Genomic DNA, 16,256 nt, shown 5'->3' with positions numbered 1-16,256 from the left:
AATGGCTTTTATGATGAGGCCGAAATTGTAGCGCGAATTAATGACAGCTGATTTCAATTTTTTGCGATGTGAGTCTGATTATTTCAGATATGGTAAAAATTGAACGTCCTGCCTAAGATGTCATCTCTGTGCTCAACAACTTACCAGGCTAATAATAATATGACCGACAGTAGCCAAAGCGCGATACCGCCCGCCAAAGGCAGTGCGGTGAAAGGCACCGCCTTCTCCATCCTTGGCGCCATCAGCGTGTCTCACCTGCTCAACGATATGATCCAGTCGCTGATCCTGGCGATTTACCCGATCCTGCAAGCCGATTTCCACCTCAGCTTCGTGCAGATCGGCATGATTACCCTGACCTATCAGCTAACGGCTTCGCTGCTGCAACCGCTGATCGGCTATTACACCGATAAACACCCGCAGCCTTACTCGCTGCCGATCGGCATGGGCTTTACCCTGTCCGGCCTGCTGCTGCTGTCGGTGGCGAGCACCTTCCCGCTGGTGCTGCTGGCGGCGGCGCTGGTGGGCACCGGCTCATCGGTCTTCCACCCGGAATCCTCGCGCGTGGCGCGCATGGCCTCCGGCGGGCGGCACGGCCTGGCGCAGTCGCTGTTCCAGGTCGGCGGCAACTTCGGCAGCTCGCTCGGCCCGCTGCTGGCGGCGCTGATCATCGCGCCTTACGGCAAGGGCAACGTCGCCTGGTTCTCACTGGCGGCACTGCTGGCGATCGTGGTGTTGCTGCAGGTCAGCAAGTGGTATCAACATCAGCATCGGGCAACTAAAGGGCAGCCGAAAAGCCCGTCGCTGCTGAAACCGCTGCCAAAACGTACCGTGGCCTACTCGCTGGGCATCCTGCTGGTGCTGATTTTCTCCAAATACTTCTATCTGGCCAGCATCAGCAGCTATTACACCTTTTATCTGATACATAAGTTCGGTGTTTCGGTGCAGAATGCCCAAATTCACCTGTTCGCCTTCCTGTTTGCGGTAGCAGCAGGCACCATTATCGGCGGGCCTCTTGGCGACAAGATAGGGCGTAAATACGTGATTTGGGGCTCTATTCTCGGCGCTGCACCATTTACCCTTGTTTTACCCTATGCATCCCTCTATTGGACCGGCATTTTGACGGTGATCATCGGGGTTATTCTCGCCTCGGCGTTCTCCGCCATTCTGGTCTACGCTCAGGAGCTGATCCCCGGTAAAGTGGGCATGGTTTCCGGCTTATTCTTCGGTTTTGCTTTCGGTATGGGCGGGTTAGGTGCGGCAGTTCTTGGTTATGTCGCCGATTTGACCAGTATCGAACTGGTCTACCAAATCTGTGCTTTCCTGCCACTGATCGGCATTATTACCGCGCTACTGCCCAATATGGAGCATAAAGCGCAATAACCCCGCTGTCTGCCCGGATGAAATTATTTATTCATCCGGGTTATCCTACGGATAAATCAATATTATTTGGTTTATCTGCCACAAAACCCCCTCATTGCCATGCCTTAAGTGAAATCCTCTGCTTTTTTACAAAAAAGGCCAAATTAGCCAAGCAAGCCGCGAACAAATGCAATAAACTAAATGTATCTTTTCGTAACTTTGTTGCGTTTCTCCCGTGCCGCGATGCATAGCCAGAAGGAGTATGGATGCATAATTCAACACCGCTCATCACCACCATCGTCGGAGGGTTAGTACTCGCCTTCCTCCTCGGCATGCTGGCGAACCGCCTGCGCATCTCCCCTCTGGTGGGGTATCTGGCCGCAGGGGTGCTCGCCGGCCCGTTCACCCCCGGTTTCGTCGCCGACACCTCACTGGCGCCGGAACTGGCGGAAATCGGCGTTATCCTGTTGATGTTCGGTGTTGGCCTGCACTTCTCTTTGAAAGACCTCCTCGCAGTAAAATCTATCGCCATTCCCGGCGCCGTGGCGCAGATAGCCGTCGCTACCCTGCTCGGCATGGGGCTGTCCAAGCTGCTCGGCTGGGATCTGATCTCCGGTCTGGTGTTCGGCCTCTGCCTCTCCACCGCCAGCACCGTGGTGCTGCTGCGCGCCCTGGAGGAACGGCAACTGATCGACAGCCAGCGCGGGCAAATCGCCATCGGCTGGCTGATCGTCGAAGATTTGGCGATGGTGCTGACGCTGGTATTGTTGCCGGCCTTCGGCAATATGCTGGGCAATGACAACGCCAGCAGCAGCCAGCTGCTGATGGAGCTGGCGCTGACCATCGGTAAAGTCATCGCCTTCATCGCGCTGATGATCGTGGTCGGCCGCCGCCTGGTGCCGTGGATCCTGTCGAAAACCGCCAGCACCGGCTCGCGCGAGCTGTTCACCCTGGCGGTATTGGCGCTGGCGCTCGGCATCGCCTACGGCGCGGTGAAGCTGTTCGACGTCTCCTTTGCGCTGGGCGCCTTCTTCGCCGGCATGGTGCTGAACGAGTCCGAGCTGAGCCACCGCGCAGCGCACGACACCCTGCCGCTGCGCGACGCGTTCGCGGTGCTGTTCTTCGTCTCGGTCGGCATGCTGTTCGATCCGATGATCGTGATTAACGAACCGCTGGCGGTGCTGGCGACGCTGGCGATCATCGTGTTCGGCAAATCCGCCGCCGCGTTCCTGCTGGTGAAAATGTTCGGTCACTCCAAGCGCACCGCGCTGACCATTTCCGCCAGCCTGGCACAGATCGGCGAGTTCGCCTTTATTTTGGCGGGCCTCGGCATCGCGCTCGGCATGATGTCGGAGCACGGCCGCAATCTGGTGCTGGCCGGCGCCATTCTGTCCATCATGCTCAACCCGCTGTTGTTCACCCTGCTGGAACGCTATCTGGCCAAAACCGAAACCATCGAAGAGCAAATCCTCGAAGAGGCGGTGGAAGAAGAGAAACAGATCCCGGTGGATATGTGCAATCACGCGCTGGTGGTCGGCTACGGCCGCGTCGGCAGCCTGCTGGGCGGCAAACTGGCCGAGGCGGGGATTCCGCTGGTGGTGATCGAGAATTCACGCCCGCGGGTGGAAGCGTTGCGCGAACAGGGTATCAAGACGGTGCTGGGCAACGCCGCCAATCCGGAAGTGATGGATCTGGCTAGGCTCGACTGCGCGCGCTGGCTTCTGCTGACCATCCCCAACGGCTATGAGGCCGGCGAGATCGTCGCCTCGGCGCGCACCAAGCGGCCGAACATCGAGATCATCGCCCGCGCCCACTACGACGATGAAGTGGCCTACATCACCGATCGCGGCGCCAATCAGGTGGTCATGGGCGAACGCGAGATCGCCAACAGCATGCTGAACATCCTGCAGCTGGACACCCTGAGCGAAGAAGAAAAAATGGGCGGCTGCCCGATCTGAGGCACCGCGCATAAAAAAAGGTCCGGCATGCCGGACCTTTTCTTTTTCAGCGGGTTAACGCTCCCAGTAGGACTCTTCCAGGCTGTCTTCCCGCTCCGGCAGGCCGCGCGTGAGGCGCGGCGAATGCTGGTTCAACACCTGGTAGCTGACGCGGTTGGCGTATTTGCACACCTGCGCCAGGGAGGAGTAGGTCAGGTAACTGCGCACATGCTTGCTGGAGTTCGGCACGTTGTGGCGGTGATAGCCGTTGGCGGCGATATCGTGCAGCAACGCCGACAGCGCGCCGTCGCCGGCGCCGTTGGTGTTCATGATCTTCTCCGGCCCGCCCATATACGGCGCGATATGCGAATAAACGCGCAGCGGATTTTCACAGTGCTCGCGGCGCATGGCGCGGCTGAACTCGTAGCGGTTGAACTCGGCGATATGCCCCGGCAGCAGCGGGTGCTGGGTCTGGCGCTTATTGGCTTCTTCGGTGTAGCCCGCCATATACAGGCCATTCGGCCCGGCGGTGCACAGCACCAGATCCACCCACTCCAGCGCCATGTCCGAGGCGGTCAGCGGATCGCTCAGCCCGGTCAGCTCCAGCGCTTCGTCTTCGTTCATCGCCAGAATCGTCACATTTTCCTTCAGGAAGTCGCGCCACCACTGCGGGTTGTCGGCAATGACGTACTTGGTGCCCAGGGTCAGCACCACCGGCACATCGTGTTTTTTGGCGTACTCGATCGCCTGCAGGGTAGCGTCCTTTATCGGCTCCCCTTCCTTGCAGCGCACCAGGTAAGAACTCAGCACCAGCGCCGACGCGCCGGCGATCACCTCTTCAGGAATGCTTTCCGGGCGCAGCTGGTTCATCTGGCCGGGGTTGATGGCGAAGGTGCGCTCGCCGCTTTCGCCGATCAGCGTGAAACAGCGGCCGATGGCGCCATCAACGCCCTGCAAATAGTTAAGATCGGTGCGGCTGGAGGTATTGCACAGATAACGGTAGGCGTAGCTGCCGATTTTCACGTTGCTGCACATCACGCCGAGCAGCACCGAACGATCGTCCGCCAGCACCGAATAGTTGTGCATGGTATTGCCGATGGTGCCGCCGGCGAACTGATGGGTGACCAGGTTGTTTTCATTCAGTTCCTGATACAGCGCCTCGGCGACGTCGTCTTCGATCACCAAAGAGTGGCCCAGGCTCAGGCCGTAACGCTGGACAAAAGCATCGTCCACTTTTGCCTCGATATCCACCAGCGTCTGGTCGATGCCGACAATATACGAGGTGCTGATTTCATTTTCGGGCTGGGCCTGCTGCAGAAGCGGATCGCGCGCGCTCACCGGAAAATAGTGTTTGGACTTGCGTTTACCAGGAAATTTCATGTGATTGGCGGTGGTGACGGTTTAACAAGCGGAGAATGTTAACACATCCCCGCCCGATCACGATGCACCTAATAGACAGATTATGGATGATTACAGACGCTGCGCCACCAGCTGCTGCATCATGTCGATATGCGCCGGCTCGTCGTTCAACGCCGAGATATATTCAAACTTCTCGCCGCCGGCCTTAAGGAAGATCTCGCGGTTCTGCTCTTTGATCTCTTCCAGCGTTTCCAGGCAGTCAGCCGAGAAGCCGGGGCAAATCAGTTGAATGTGCTTCACGCCCTGCGCCGGCAACCCCTTCAGGGTTTCATCGGTGTACGGCGTCAGCCACGGCTCGCGGCCGAAGCGCGATTGGTACGTCATCATCACCCGCTCCGGCGCCAGCGGCAGCGTGGCGCTCAGCGCGCGCAGCGTATCCTCGCAGCGCTGCGGATAGTCGTCGCCCAGACGCGCATAGCGCTTGGGGATGCCGTGGAACGACAACACCAGCCGGTCCGGCTGGCCGTGCTCGGCGAACGAGCGCTCCACGCTTTGCTGCAGCGCGGCGATATAGGCCGGGTGTTCGGCGTAATCGCGAATGAAGGCCACAGAAGGCAAGCGGCGATAGCCTTTCAGCACCCGCGCCACGCCATCCCATACCGCCGCGCTGGTGGAACAGGAATATTGCGGATAGAGCGGCAACACCACCAGGTTAGTCACGCCCTGCGCCAGCAGCTTGTCGATGGCTTCCGCCAGGCTTGGCGAACCGTAGCTCATGCCCAGCTCCACCGGCGTATTCGGCATGCGCGCCGCCAGCGCCCGCTGTTGGCGGCGGCTGTACACCAGCAGTGGCGAGCCCTCTTCCATCCACACCGACTGATAGAGTTTCGCCACGCGCGGCGAACGGATCGGCAAGATCGCGCCGTTGAGGATCGGCCACCAGATCAGCGGCGCCGTGTCGACCACGCGATCGTCACTGAGGAATTCCTTCAGATAGCGTTTGACCGCCGACGAGGTCGGCGCATCTGGCGTGCCCAGGTTCACCAGCAATACGCCGTGTTTCTCTTGCTTCATCTCAGTTCCCCTCATTTCCTTTCCGGCCGGCATTCCGTTCTGGGTCGGGATGTCAGCAGCCATTAATGCCGGCTATTGTAACGGAAAAGTCCTGCATCGAAACCGATAACAGCAACAGGCTATGCCTGTGGGCTTCTTCCCTGCGCCAGCTGCCATACCGCCGCCACGTTGCGCGCCGTCACCTGCAGATTGCGATCGGCGTCCGCCAGCGCTTCTTCCAGCGTCACAATGCGATCGAGCACCGAAAACGCCGCATCGATGCCGTGCTGATGCACCACCGAATAATCCGGCGTCAGGCTGCCGGCGATGGCGATCACCGGCACGCCGTGGCGCTTGGCCACCCGCGCCACGCCAATCGGCGTTTTGCCGTGAATCGACTGGCTGTCCAGCCGCCCTTCGCCGGTGATCACCAGATCGGCATCGCGCACCGCCTCATCCAGGCGCAAGGTTTCAGTGACAATCTCGATGCCCGGCCGCAAGCGCGCGCTGAGCATGCCGAGCAGCGCCGCCCCCATGCCGCCCGCCGCCCCCGCGCCCGGCTGGGTGAGCACGGCGCGGCCAGTTTCCCGTTCCAGCAGCTCGCCGTAGTGGTGCAGCGCCGCATCGAGCTGCGCCACCATCTCCGGCGTCGCCCCCTTCTGCGGCCCGAACACCGCCGAGGCGCCCTTTTCGCCGCACAGCGGGTTATCGACGTCGCAGGCGGCGGTCACGCTCACCCGTTGCCAGCGCGCGTCCAGCCCGGCGAGATCGAGGTGCGCCAGCTGCGCCAGCGCCGCGCCGCCCACCGGCAGCGGGCGACGATCCTTATCCAGCAATTTAACGCCCAGTGCCTGCATCATCCCGGCGCCGCCGTCGTTGGTGGCGCTGCCGCCAATGCCGAGAATGATCGCCTTCACGCCGCGTTCCAGCGCCGCCAACATCAGTTCGCCGGTGCCGTAACTGGTGGTGATGCGCGGATCGCGCCGGCCGGGCGGCGCCAGATGCAGCCCGGAGGCGGCGGCCATTTCAATCACCGCGGTTTCGCCATCGCCCAGCAGGCCATAGAATCCCTGCACCGGCTCCCCCAGCGGCCCGGTGACCGTCACCTGGACGATCTCGCCGCCGGTGGCCGCCACCATCGACTCCACCGTGCCTTCACCGCCATCCGCCATCGGCAACTTCACGTAGTGCGCCTGCGGGTAGATTTGGCGGAATCCCCGCTCGATGGCGTCGGCGACGCCGAGCGCGCTCAGGCTCTCTTTGAAAGAATCCGGGGCAATAACCACTTTTTTCAGCGTTTTCATCACTGTTCCTTATCCCGCCAGGTTAAATACGCCAAACATCAGCGCCGAGATTGCCGCGATGGTGAACCCCACCAGCGTCTCATACGGCAGCAGCTTGAGCCGCTCGTGCACCGCCATATTGACGCTGCCGCCGGTGGCGTGGAAGAAGCTGCCGTGCGGCAGGTGATCCAGCACCGTGGCGCCCGCGTGGATCATCGCCGCGCCGGCCAGCCCGCTCACCCCCAGTTCCAGCAGCGTGGAGCTGAACACCCCGGAGGCGACGGCGGTGCCGGCGGTGGTCGACGCGGTCGCCATCGACATCAGCGCGCCGGACAGCGGCGCCAGCAACCAGGCCGGCAGCCCGGTGTGCGTTAAGCCGTTAATCAGGACATCCTTCAGCGCCGAGTTGGCGATGATGCCCGCCAATGTGCCGGTGCCGAGCAGCATGATCGCCACCGGCGCCATGCGCGACAGGCCGGAGACCATGAACTGATTGCACTGGCGAATACGCCCCATCAACAGCGCGCCCGCCAAACCGCCGGCCGGCAACGCGATCAGCGGATCGACGGCGATCCCGGCGATCGGCCGCAGCGACAGCAGCAGGATCGCCACCAGCGGCGCGCTGATCGCCGCCGCGAAGCCCGGCCGCGCCCCTTCGGCATGCTGAGTCAGCTCTTCGGCCATCACCCTGCTGCCTTTATCGCTCAGGCGGCGCGCCAGCAGATAGGCCACTACCAGGCCGCACAGCCCCGGCACGATGCCGGCCATCATCACCGAGGTGAGCGGCACGTGGAAATTGTCCGCCGCCGCGATGGTGTTCGGGTTGGGCGACATCACGTTGCCGGCCTTGCCGCCGCCGATCATCGCCAGCAGGATCGCCGCGCGTGAAATGCCGGCCTTCTGGGCGATCGACAGGGCGATCGGCGCGACGGTGATCACCGCCACGTCGATAAACACCCCCACCGCCGTCAGGATCAGTGTAGCCACCGCCAGCGCCAGCAGTGCGCGGGTTTCGCCCACCTTGCGCACGATGGTTTCGGCGATGGTGTGCGCCGCGCCGGATTCGATCAGCACCCCGGCCAGCACCCCCGCCGCCAGAATGCGCATCACGGCGTTGGTGATGCCCTGCGCCCCACCGATCATCAGCGTCACGGTCTGCACCAGATCGGCGCCGCCGCACAGCCCGCCCGCCAGCGCGCCGGCAATCATGCCGTAAGCCGGCGGCACCTTGCGTAGAATCAGGACGATGGCGACGGCTAACGCCACCAGCGCCCCCAGAGTGGATACGGTTGTCATTGTTGTTTTCTCCGTGGTTGATGTGCAGGCCAACATATCGCGCGCGCCCGGCGCAGACCTGAGGGAAAACAACAAAAAATCGCCGGGGGAACGGCGCGGAATTTGTGGGTTGGCACAATTCAGTCGTGCATCAGCATGCCGATATACAACCGCAGAGCATCGGTTAATTGATTGATTTTCATGCCGGTTATCGCTTCGATGCGCTGCAGGCGATAACGCAGGGTATTGACGTGAATATGCAGCTGCGCGGCGGTCTGCGTCTGATCACAATTCTGCGAAAAATAGTGGCGCAGCGTGCTGCGCAGCACGCCTTTTTCGTCCTGTTCGCCCAGCGTTCGCCAGGGACGCCCCAGCTCTTGCGCGCGCCAGTCCTCTCCCAGATCGCACAGCAGCGACGGCAGCGGATAGTCGTGGTAGAACAGCGTGGCGTGACGCAATTTCAGGCGTTGCGCCATCGCCTGGGTGGCGCGCGCCGTCAGGCTGGAGCGGTAGGCGCTTTGCGGATCGTCGTAGAAACCGCCGACGATCAGCCGCACCCGAAAGCGGTGCTTGAGCTGGTTTTGCAGACGCTGCGCCTGTTGGCGCTCCAGCTTCAAACTCCATTCGCCCTGAGCCATGCAGGCCGGGCGCAGCAGGGTCATTTCATTAAAACCGGTAATGGCGATCAACGCGTCGCGCTGGGTGGCCTCCAGCTCCGCCAACAGCTCGCGCAGCAGGTGCGGCTGCGCCTCTTGCAGTTCGACGATCCACACGATGCGCGCCTGGCGCAGATCCAACCCCAGATACGCCGCCATCGCTTCCAGCGACGCGGTGTTCGGCTGTGGCTGCAGCAGCTGATTCGCCAGCTCTTCCCGGTAGCGTTTTTCCCACTGGTGCTGATCCAGCAGCGCCGCCTGCTCCACCATCATCTCCGCCGCCATCTTGACCAGCTCGGCGTAGGCGCGCACCTCGGCCGGCTCGCCGGAAATGCCGATCACCCCCACTCGCTGATTACGAAAGCTGAACGGCAGGTTGATGCCAGGCCGCACCCCTTTCAGATGCTCGGCGGTGGCGCGATCGATCTCCACCACCCGATTCTCCGCCAACGCCAGCACCGCGCCCTCATGGCGCTGAAACAGACGCTGCGGATTGCCGGAGGCGATGATCACGCCGTTGCTGTCCATCACGTTGACGGAATGGCTGATGATGCCCATCGCCCGCTGGACGATCTGGCGCGCGGTGGCTTCCGCCAGAAGAGTGGTTTGTCTGAGCATGCCCGGCTCCCTGCTGAGGGTGAAAACGCAGGCTTGTTATACGCCATTTGGCGCGGGCGATTAACGGGCACGGTTGCAACAAGCCGCCGCGATCACAATTTAACGGCAAAACGGCCAAAAAAAACGCCGGGCCACGGGCCCGGCGTCATGCACGATGCGCTTGCGATCAACCGAGGATGGTCGCCAGCTCTGCGCTCACTTCGGCCACCTTGCGGGTGCCGTCGATTTTGCGGTATTGGGTGTTGCCCGCTGCCGCTTCTTTGCTGTAGTAAGAGATCAGCGGCGCGGTCATCTGATGGTATTCCACCAGACGCTTGCGCACGGTCTCTTCCTGATCGTCCTTGCGCGTGGTCAGCTCTTCGCCGGTCACGTCGTCTTTGCCTTCCACCTGCGGCGGATTGAATTTCACGTGGTATACGCGGCCGGATGGCGCGTGCACGCGGCGGCCAACGATGCGGTCAACGATCAGCTCATCCGGCACGTCGAACTCCAGCACGAAGTCCACGTTGATGCCGGCTTCTTTCATCGCGTCAGCCTGCGGAATGGTGCGTGGGAAACCGTCCAGCAGGAAGCCCTTGCGGCAATCTTCCTGAGCGATGCGCTCTTTGACCAGCGCGATCACCAGCTCATCGGTCACCAGCTTGCCGGCGTCCATGATCTCTTTCGCCTGCTTGCCCAGTTCACTGCCGGCCTTCACGGCTGCGCGCAACATATCACCGGTGGAGATTTGCGGAATGCCGTATTTCTCCATGATGAATTGAGCCTGAGTACCTTTACCAGCGCCCGGAGCGCCCAGCAGAATGATACGCATTGCGTAAATCCCCTTGCTATGTAGTTTTTATAAAATTGCGAAAACGCTCAACGATACCATTTCAGGGGGGGCAGGCTCAAGGCGCGCGAAGGAAATCGATTGCGGAATGTGCAAAAAAACCGACGAACAAAAGGCGAGAAAAGGCGGGGAAAAACCGAAAATGCGCCCCTAACGGTGCCGTTAAGGGCGCATATCTTCAACTTTAGGCGGACAGCAACTTGTTCATGCGGCGGATGAACAGGTTCGGATCCTCCAGCGTGCCGCGTTCAGCCAGCAGCGCCTGATCCAATAACAGGTCGATCCATTCGGCGAAATGTTCGTTATCGCCCACGTCGGATGCGCGTTTGACCAGAGCATGTTCCGGATTAAGCTCGAAAATGTACTTCACTTCCGGCGCCTGCTGACCGGCGGCGGCGAACAGCTTGGCCATCTGAGTGCTCATTTCGTCGGCGTCGGTTACCACGATCGCCGGCGTATCGGTCAGGCGGTGCGTCAGGCGCACATCCTTCACGCGATCGCCCAGCAGGGTTTTCACGCGTTCGATGAACGGTTCCAGTTGCTTCTCGGCGGCCTTCTGCTCTTCGGTTTCATCCGCCAGTTTATCCAGCGCTTCATCCGCCTTGCTGACCGACTGGAACGGCTTGCCGTCGAACTCGGTCAGGTAGCTCATCATCCACTCGTCGATGCGATCGGACAGCAGCAGCACTTCGATGCCTTTCTTGCGGAACAGCTCCAAGTGCGGGCTGCTCTTGGCCGCGGCGTAGCTGTCGGCGGTGATGTAGTAAATCTTCTCCTGCCCTTCCGCCATCCGGCCGACGTATTCTTCCAGCGATACGGTCTGCGCCGAGCTGTCACCGTGGGTAGAGGCGAAGCGCAGCAGTTTGGCGATCGCTTCCTGGTTACCGTTGTCTTCCGCCGGGCCCTCTTTCAGCACCAGACCGAACTGTTGCCAGAATTTCTGGTAGCCTTCGGCGTCGTCTTTGGCCAGCTTATCCAGCATCTGCAACACGCGCTTGGTCAGCGCGCCGCGCAGGTTTTGCGTCACGCGGCTGTCTTGCAGGATCTCGCGCGACACGTTCAGCGGCAGATCGTTGGAATCGATCAGGCCGCGCACGAAGCGCAGGTAGTTCGGCATGAACTGCTCGGCGTCGTCCATGATGAACACGCGCTGCACATACAGCTTCAGGCCATGCTTGTGATCGCGGTTCCACATGTCCCACGGCGCCTGCGCCGGGATGTACAGCAGGCTGGTGTATTCCTGCTTGCCCTCCACCCGGTTGTGGCTCCAGCTCAGCGGATCGGTGAAGTCGTGGGCGATGTGTTTGTAGAACTCTTTGTACTCTTCGTCGGTCACGTCAGCCTTGCTGCGAGTCCACAGGGCCTGCGCCTTGTTGATCTTCTCCCAGGTGACGGTATCGTCTTCTTCGTTCTTGCTTTCGATCTCCACCGGCAAAGCGATGTGATCGGAATATTTGCCGATCACCGAGCGCAGGCGCCAGGCGTCGAGGTACTCATCTTCGCCTTCGCGCAGATGCAGGGTGATTTCGGTGCCGCGGGTCTCTTTGGTGATGTCGGCGATGGTGTAGTCGCCTTCGCCGGCGGACTCCCAGAACACGCCTTCGTCATCGGCGGCGCCGGCGGCGCGGGTGCGCACGGTCACTTTGTCCGCCACGATGAACGCCGAGTAGAAACCGACGCCGAACTGGCCGATCAGTTGGCTGTCTTTCGCCTGATCGGAACCGATGGATTCCAGGAATGCTTTAGTGCCTGACTTGGCGATGGTGCCAAGGTTTTCAATCACTTCTTCGCGGCGCATGCCGATGCCGTTGTCGGCGATGGTCAGGGTGCGCTGCTCTTTATCGAAGGACAAACGTACGCGCAGCTCGCCGTCGCCGGCGTAGAGCTCTGGCGCGGACAGGGCGCGGAAGCGCAGCTTGTCGGCGGCGTCAGAGGCGTTGGAAATCAGCTCGCGCAGGAAAATTTCTTTGTTGGAGTACAGCGAATGGATCATCAAATGAAGCAGCTGTTTTACTTCAGACTGGAACCCGCGGGTTTCTTGACCTTTCATACTCATTGATTACCTCAAAAGACAATGGCTACCAAAATCGAACAATGAGGATCAGATGAGGGTCAGGGTGTTGTTTTTCAAGCGGACGGTGGGATTTTTTTGGCAAAAAACAATGGGGCCGGGCGGCCCCATCCGGGAAAACATCAGAACTTGATGGCGTGGCGCCCGGCCAGCGAATGCGACAGCGTGGTGCCATCGACCATCTCCAGCTCGCCGCCCACCGGCACGCCGTGGGCGATGCGGCTGGCGAGCACGCCATACTGGCCGCACATCTCGGCGATGTAGTTGGCGGTCGCCTCCCCTTCCACCGTCGGGTTGGTGGCGAGGATCACTTCGGTGATGCTTTCCTTTTCCAGCCGTTGCTCCAGGCGATCCAGACCGATATCGCCCGGCCCGATGCCGTCCAGCGGCGACAGATGCCCCATCAGCACAAAGTAGCGCCCGGCGAACTGGCCAGTCTGCTCGATGGCGTGGATATCCGCCGGGCTTTCCACCACGCAAATCTGGCCGTTTTGCTGGCGGCGCGGATTGGCGCAGATGGTGCAGACGTCCTGCTCGGTGAAGGTGCGGCAGTCGGCGCAGTGGCCGATCTCCGACATCGCGCGCGTCAACGCCTGCGCCAGGCGCATGCCGCCGCTGCGATCGCGCTGCAGCAGTTGAAACGCCATGCGCTGCGCCGATTTCGGGCCGACGCCCGGCAGGCAGCGCAACGCCTCCATCAGGGATTCAAGGAGCGGGCTGGTTTGCATCAGAACGGCATCTTGAAGCCAGGCGGCAACTGCATGCCGCTGGAGACGGAAGCCATTTTCTCTTTCTGAGTCTCTTCGATGCGGCGCGCGGCGTCGTTAAACGCCGCGGCGATCAGATCTTCCAGCATCTCTTTGTCGTCTTCCATCAGGCTAGGATCGATCTCCACGCGGCGGCAGTTGTGCGCGCCGTTGATGGTGACTTTCACCAGGCCCGCGCCGGATTCGCCGGTCACTTCCAATTTGGCGACTTCTTCCTGCATCTGCTGCATTTTTTCTTGCATTTGCTGGGCTTGCTTCATCAGGTTGCCCAGACCGCCTTTACCAAACATAGTCGTCTCTCGTCGCTAGGGCCGCGCACCTCGCGCGGCGTTTAAAGGGGGCGAATACTCTCTTCATCCAGATCCGCGTCGAAGAATCGGCGCAGCGTCTGAATGTTGGTATCCGCTTCGATGGACTGGCGCGCCTGCGCCAGCTTTTCCTCATAGATGGCTTGTCGCCACTCCAGCGGGGTGCGCCCCGCCGGATTATCGTCCTCCACCACGGTCAGCTCAATCGGGCCGCCGTACAGCTCACCGAGCGCGTCGGCCAGCGTCTTCTGCGCCGAAGGCGAATTCAGATGGCGCTGCGAAGACCGCAGATGGAGGTTAATTTTGCCCGGCTCCGGCTGCTGCTTGAAGGCGTTCAACGCCAGCTGCTGCACCAGTTTCGGGATCTTCAGCTTATCGATTTCCGCCGCCCAGGCGTCGCGCTCCAGCGACTCCACCACCAGCTTGGCGGCCAGCTCCGGCGTTTTCTCATGTTCCAACGCCGTGCGCAGCGCTTTCGGCGTCGCCAGCGGTTCCGGCGCCGCTTCCGGCTCGGTTTGCGCGCGCCAGCGATAGGCTTCCGGTTTCGCCGGTTTTTCCGGCACCTTCTTCTCCGCCAGGCGCTGCTGGCTGCGCTCGGTCACCGAAGCCAAACGCCCCAGCGCCGAGTTTGCCGGCCGCGCTATTCCTGGCGCCGCCGGCTCATTCTTTTTTGGTGTGGATGCTCCCTGCTGTCGTTGCAGCTGGGACCGCGCTTTCAACAGCTGGGCGGTGGCATCCGGTAAAGGGGCCGATGATTGTCGCTGCGGCGCGGCCGGCTGCCCTAGCGGCGGCGGCGCGTCCTGAAACTGCGGCGGCTGTGGCGATGCGGCGGCCTGCGGCTGCGCCATCGGCGCCGGCGCGGTCTGCACCAACGCCACCGGCTCCGGGATCACCGCTTTCGGGTGAAACGCCAGCGCGCGCAGTAGGGTCATCTCAACCCCCATGCGGCGATCCGGCGCATAGGCCAGCTCTTTGCGGCCCACCAACAGCGTCTGGTAGTAAAGTTGCACATCGGCCGGCGGCAGGGTGCGCGCCAGCTCGCGCAGCCGTTGCTCCACGGCGGCGTATTGGTTGTCGAGCATCGAAGGCAACAGCTGCACCATCGCAATGCGATGCAGCAGCGCCAGCGTCTCCACCAGCAAGTTTTCCCAGTCCACGCCGCGCGAAGCGGCCTGCGCGACCTGCGCCATCACCTTTTCGCCGTCGGCGCTGACCAGCGCTTCGAGGATCGCCAGCGGCTGCTCGTCATCGAGCGTGCCGAGCATCTGGCTGACGGTGGCGGCGGTCACCTGCCCCTGCCCCATGGCGATCGCCTGATCGGTCAGGCTCAGCGCGTCGCGCATGCTGCCATCGGCGGCGCGCGCCAGCAGCTGCAGCGCGCGGGCGTCGCTGGTGATCTGTTCCGCCGTCAGCACCGTTTCCAGCTGCTGACGGATCTGATCGACGTCCAGCGCTTTGAGGTGAAACTGCAGGCAGCGGGAAAGAATAGTCACCGGCAATTTTTGCGGATCGGTGGTGGCCAACAGGAATTTGACGTGCGCTGGCGGCTCCTCCAGCGTCTTCAGCAAGGCGTTGAAGCTGTGGCGCGAGAGCATGTGCACTTCATCGATCAGATAGACCTTGAAGCGGCCGCGCGCCGGCGCGTACTGGACGTTGTCCAGCAGATCGCGGGTATCTTCCACCTTGGTTCGGGAAGCGGCGTCGATCTCGATCAGATCGACAAAGCGCCCCTGCTCGATCTCGCGGCAGTTGTCGCATTGGCCGCACGGCGTGGCGGTGATGCCGGTTTCACAGTTCAGGCCTTTGGCCAGCAAGCGGGCGATGGTGGTTTTTCCCACGCCGCGCGTGCCCGAGAACAGATAGGCGTGATGGATCCGCCCCAGTGAGAGGCCGTTGGCCAGCGCGGTCAGGACATGTTCCTGGCCGACCACGTCTGCGAACGTTTGAGGGCGCCACTTACGGGCGAGAACCTGATAGCTCATTAATACCGGAGAAGTCGAGGAATCTGGAGGGTCATGCTAACACAGCCCCGCGGCGATCCGCGAGGCCGTTGTGCCCAAGGGGCAATGCCGCATCAATGGCCGGCGAAGTCCACCAGGCAGTAGCAATCGATGCCCAGCTTGTTCAGACGCGCTTCCCCGCCCAGATCCGGCAGGTTGATGATGAACGCGGCGTCGTTCACTTCACCGCCCAGACGGCGGATCAGTTTGGTGGTCGCTTCGATGGTGCCGCCGGTCGCCAGCAGATCGTCCACCACCAGCACTTTGTCACCCGCGGTGATGGCATCGGTGTGGATCTCCAGCTTGTCGGTGCCGTACTCCAGCTCATAGCTTTCGCTGAGCGTGGCGCGCGGCAGTTTGCCCGGTTTGCGCACCGGCACGAAACCGACGCCCAGCGCCAGCGCGACGGGCGCGCCGAACAGGAAACCACGCGCTTCGGTACCCACCACCTTGGTCACGCCCGCTTCGCGATAGCGCTCAACCAGCAGCTCGATGCTGGCGGCATAGGCCAACGGGTTTTCCAGCAGGCTGGTCACGTCGCGGAACAGGATGCCCGGCTTCGGATAATCCGGGATGGTTTTGATACTGTCTTTAATAAACTGAAGCTGCTGCGCAGTAGCGGTCATAATTGTTGCCTGATAAAACTGCCTGAAAACCGGCGCGCCGCTCACCCGCCGCCCCCGGGAGAAACACACCGGAGAAGAAATGGCAGGCGATCCGCGCACGAAAACGCCCAAATCT

13 protein-coding genes and 1 other annotated feature are annotated in these 16,256 nt (G+C 61.6%); of the genes, 2 read left to right on the top strand and 11 right to left on the bottom strand.

Annotation, left to right across the window (positions count from 1 at the left end):
- Nucleotides 1–159: 159 nt before the first annotated feature.
- Entirely contained in the window at nt 160–1,380 is a 1,221-nt protein-coding gene (locus tag GT753_RS00795; RefSeq protein WP_004940244.1) for an MFS transporter, read from the top strand.
- A 245-nt stretch (nt 1,381–1,625) separates the two neighbouring features.
- Nucleotides 1,626–3,317, top strand: coding sequence for a YbaL family putative K(+) efflux transporter (gene ybaL / locus GT753_RS00790; protein ID WP_033633981.1), 1,692 nt, complete (start codon nt 1,626–1,628; stop codon nt 3,315–3,317).
- A gap of 54 nt (nt 3,318–3,371) precedes the next feature.
- Here the strand turns inward: ybaL and GT753_RS00785 are convergent, their stop codons facing one another.
- The 11 genes from GT753_RS00785 to apt all read right to left on the bottom strand — a co-directional run bounded on the left by GT753_RS00785 (nt 3,372) and on the right by apt (nt 16,141).
- Nucleotides 3,372–4,676 (bottom strand): inosine/guanosine kinase, encoded by a 1,305-nt coding sequence (locus GT753_RS00785; RefSeq protein WP_015376870.1) that lies wholly within the window; start codon nt 4,674–4,676, stop codon nt 3,372–3,374.
- A gap of 90 nt (nt 4,677–4,766) precedes the next feature.
- The gene (gene hemH, locus GT753_RS00780) at nt 4,767–5,729 is read right to left on the bottom strand and encodes a ferrochelatase (RefSeq protein WP_004940253.1); all 963 of its coding nucleotides are present in this window, start codon (nt 5,727–5,729) and stop codon (nt 4,767–4,769) included.
- A 119-nt stretch (nt 5,730–5,848) separates the two neighbouring features.
- Nucleotides 5,849–7,012, bottom strand: a complete 1,164-nt coding sequence (locus tag GT753_RS00775) for a glycerate kinase (RefSeq protein WP_160125152.1) — start codon at nt 7,010–7,012, stop codon at nt 5,849–5,851.
- 9 nt (nt 7,013–7,021) lie between these two features.
- Nucleotides 7,022–8,287: a GntP family permease gene (locus GT753_RS00770; RefSeq protein WP_016928831.1), complete on the bottom strand. Its 1,266-nt coding sequence runs from the start codon at nt 8,285–8,287 to the stop codon at nt 7,022–7,024.
- Nucleotides 8,288–8,406: 119 nt separating this feature from the next.
- A complete protein-coding gene (locus tag GT753_RS00765; RefSeq protein ID WP_021504663.1) occupies nt 8,407–9,540 on the bottom strand; it encodes a sugar diacid recognition domain-containing protein in 1,134 nt (377 codons plus the stop codon).
- A gap of 166 nt (nt 9,541–9,706) precedes the next feature.
- Nucleotides 9,707–10,351 (bottom strand): adenylate kinase, encoded by a 645-nt coding sequence (adk, locus tag GT753_RS00760; RefSeq protein ID WP_004940261.1) that lies wholly within the window; start codon nt 10,349–10,351, stop codon nt 9,707–9,709.
- A gap of 202 nt (nt 10,352–10,553) precedes the next feature.
- A complete protein-coding gene (gene htpG / locus GT753_RS00755) occupies nt 10,554–12,419 on the bottom strand; it encodes a molecular chaperone HtpG (RefSeq protein ID WP_004940262.1) in 1,866 nt (621 codons plus the stop codon).
- 143 nt (nt 12,420–12,562) lie between these two features.
- Nucleotides 12,563–13,168: a recombination mediator RecR gene (gene recR, locus GT753_RS00750; protein WP_004940263.1), complete on the bottom strand. Its 606-nt coding sequence runs from the start codon at nt 13,166–13,168 to the stop codon at nt 12,563–12,565.
- Nucleotides 13,168–13,497 carry a YbaB/EbfC family nucleoid-associated protein gene (locus GT753_RS00745; protein WP_004940264.1) on the bottom strand — a complete coding sequence of 110 codons (330 nt, stop codon included), beginning with the start codon at nt 13,495–13,497 and terminating at the stop codon, nt 13,168–13,170. The genes recR and GT753_RS00745 overlap by 1 nt, the downstream gene beginning before the upstream one ends.
- Nucleotides 13,498–13,538: 41 nt before the next feature.
- The gene (gene dnaX, locus GT753_RS00740) at nt 13,539–15,497 is read right to left on the bottom strand and encodes a DNA polymerase III subunit gamma/tau (protein ID WP_160125151.1); all 1,959 of its coding nucleotides are present in this window, start codon (nt 15,495–15,497) and stop codon (nt 13,539–13,541) included.
- Nucleotides 14,142–14,206, bottom strand: a sequence feature (DnaX frameshifting element). Its footprint overlaps the gene before it by 65 nt.
- 92 nt (nt 15,498–15,589) lie before the next feature.
- Nucleotides 15,590–16,141 (bottom strand): adenine phosphoribosyltransferase, encoded by a 552-nt coding sequence (apt, locus tag GT753_RS00735; protein ID WP_015376864.1) that lies wholly within the window; start codon nt 16,139–16,141, stop codon nt 15,590–15,592.
- Nucleotides 16,142–16,256: the final 115 nt, after the last annotated feature.

The organism is Serratia sp. Z4 (assembly GCF_009900725.1).
GTDB lineage: Bacteria > Pseudomonadota > Gammaproteobacteria > Enterobacterales > Enterobacteriaceae > Serratia > Serratia nematodiphila.
The sequence above is the reverse complement of the archived record's forward strand: the minus strand, read 5'-3'. Positions and strand labels throughout refer to the sequence as shown.

Bases quoted from the DNA above. Each gene is read 5' to 3' on its own strand.
- dnaX (WP_160125151.1), bottom strand. From the start codon at position 15,497: ATGAGCTATCAGGTTCTCGCCCGTAAGTGGCGCCCTCAAACGTTCGCA.
- htpG (WP_004940262.1), bottom strand. From the start codon at position 12,419: ATGAAAGGTCAAGAAACCCGCGGGTTCCAGTCTGAAGTAAAACAGCTG.
- GT753_RS00775 (WP_160125152.1), bottom strand. From the start codon at position 7,012: ATGAAAACGCTGAAAAAAGTGGTTATTGCCCCGGATTCTTTCAAAGAG.
- apt (WP_015376864.1), bottom strand. From the start codon at position 16,141: ATGACCGCTACTGCGCAGCAGCTTCAGTTTATTAAAGACAGTATCAAA.
- GT753_RS00770 (WP_016928831.1), bottom strand. From the start codon at position 8,287: ATGACAACCGTATCCACTCTGGGGGCGCTGGTGGCGTTAGCCGTCGCC.
- ybaL (WP_033633981.1), top strand. From the start codon at position 1,626: ATGCATAATTCAACACCGCTCATCACCACCATCGTCGGAGGGTTAGTA.
- GT753_RS00745 (WP_004940264.1), bottom strand. From the start codon at position 13,497: ATGTTTGGTAAAGGCGGTCTGGGCAACCTGATGAAGCAAGCCCAGCAA.
- hemH (WP_004940253.1), bottom strand. From the start codon at position 5,729: ATGAAGCAAGAGAAACACGGCGTATTGCTGGTGAACCTGGGCACGCCA.
- recR (WP_004940263.1), bottom strand. From the start codon at position 13,168: ATGCAAACCAGCCCGCTCCTTGAATCCCTGATGGAGGCGTTGCGCTGC.
- adk (WP_004940261.1), bottom strand. From the start codon at position 10,351: ATGCGTATCATTCTGCTGGGCGCTCCGGGCGCTGGTAAAGGTACTCAG.
- GT753_RS00785 (WP_015376870.1), bottom strand. From the start codon at position 4,676: ATGAAATTTCCTGGTAAACGCAAGTCCAAACACTATTTTCCGGTGAGC.
- GT753_RS00795 (WP_004940244.1), top strand. From the start codon at position 160: ATGACCGACAGTAGCCAAAGCGCGATACCGCCCGCCAAAGGCAGTGCG.
- GT753_RS00765 (WP_021504663.1), bottom strand. From the start codon at position 9,540: ATGCTCAGACAAACCACTCTTCTGGCGGAAGCCACCGCGCGCCAGATC.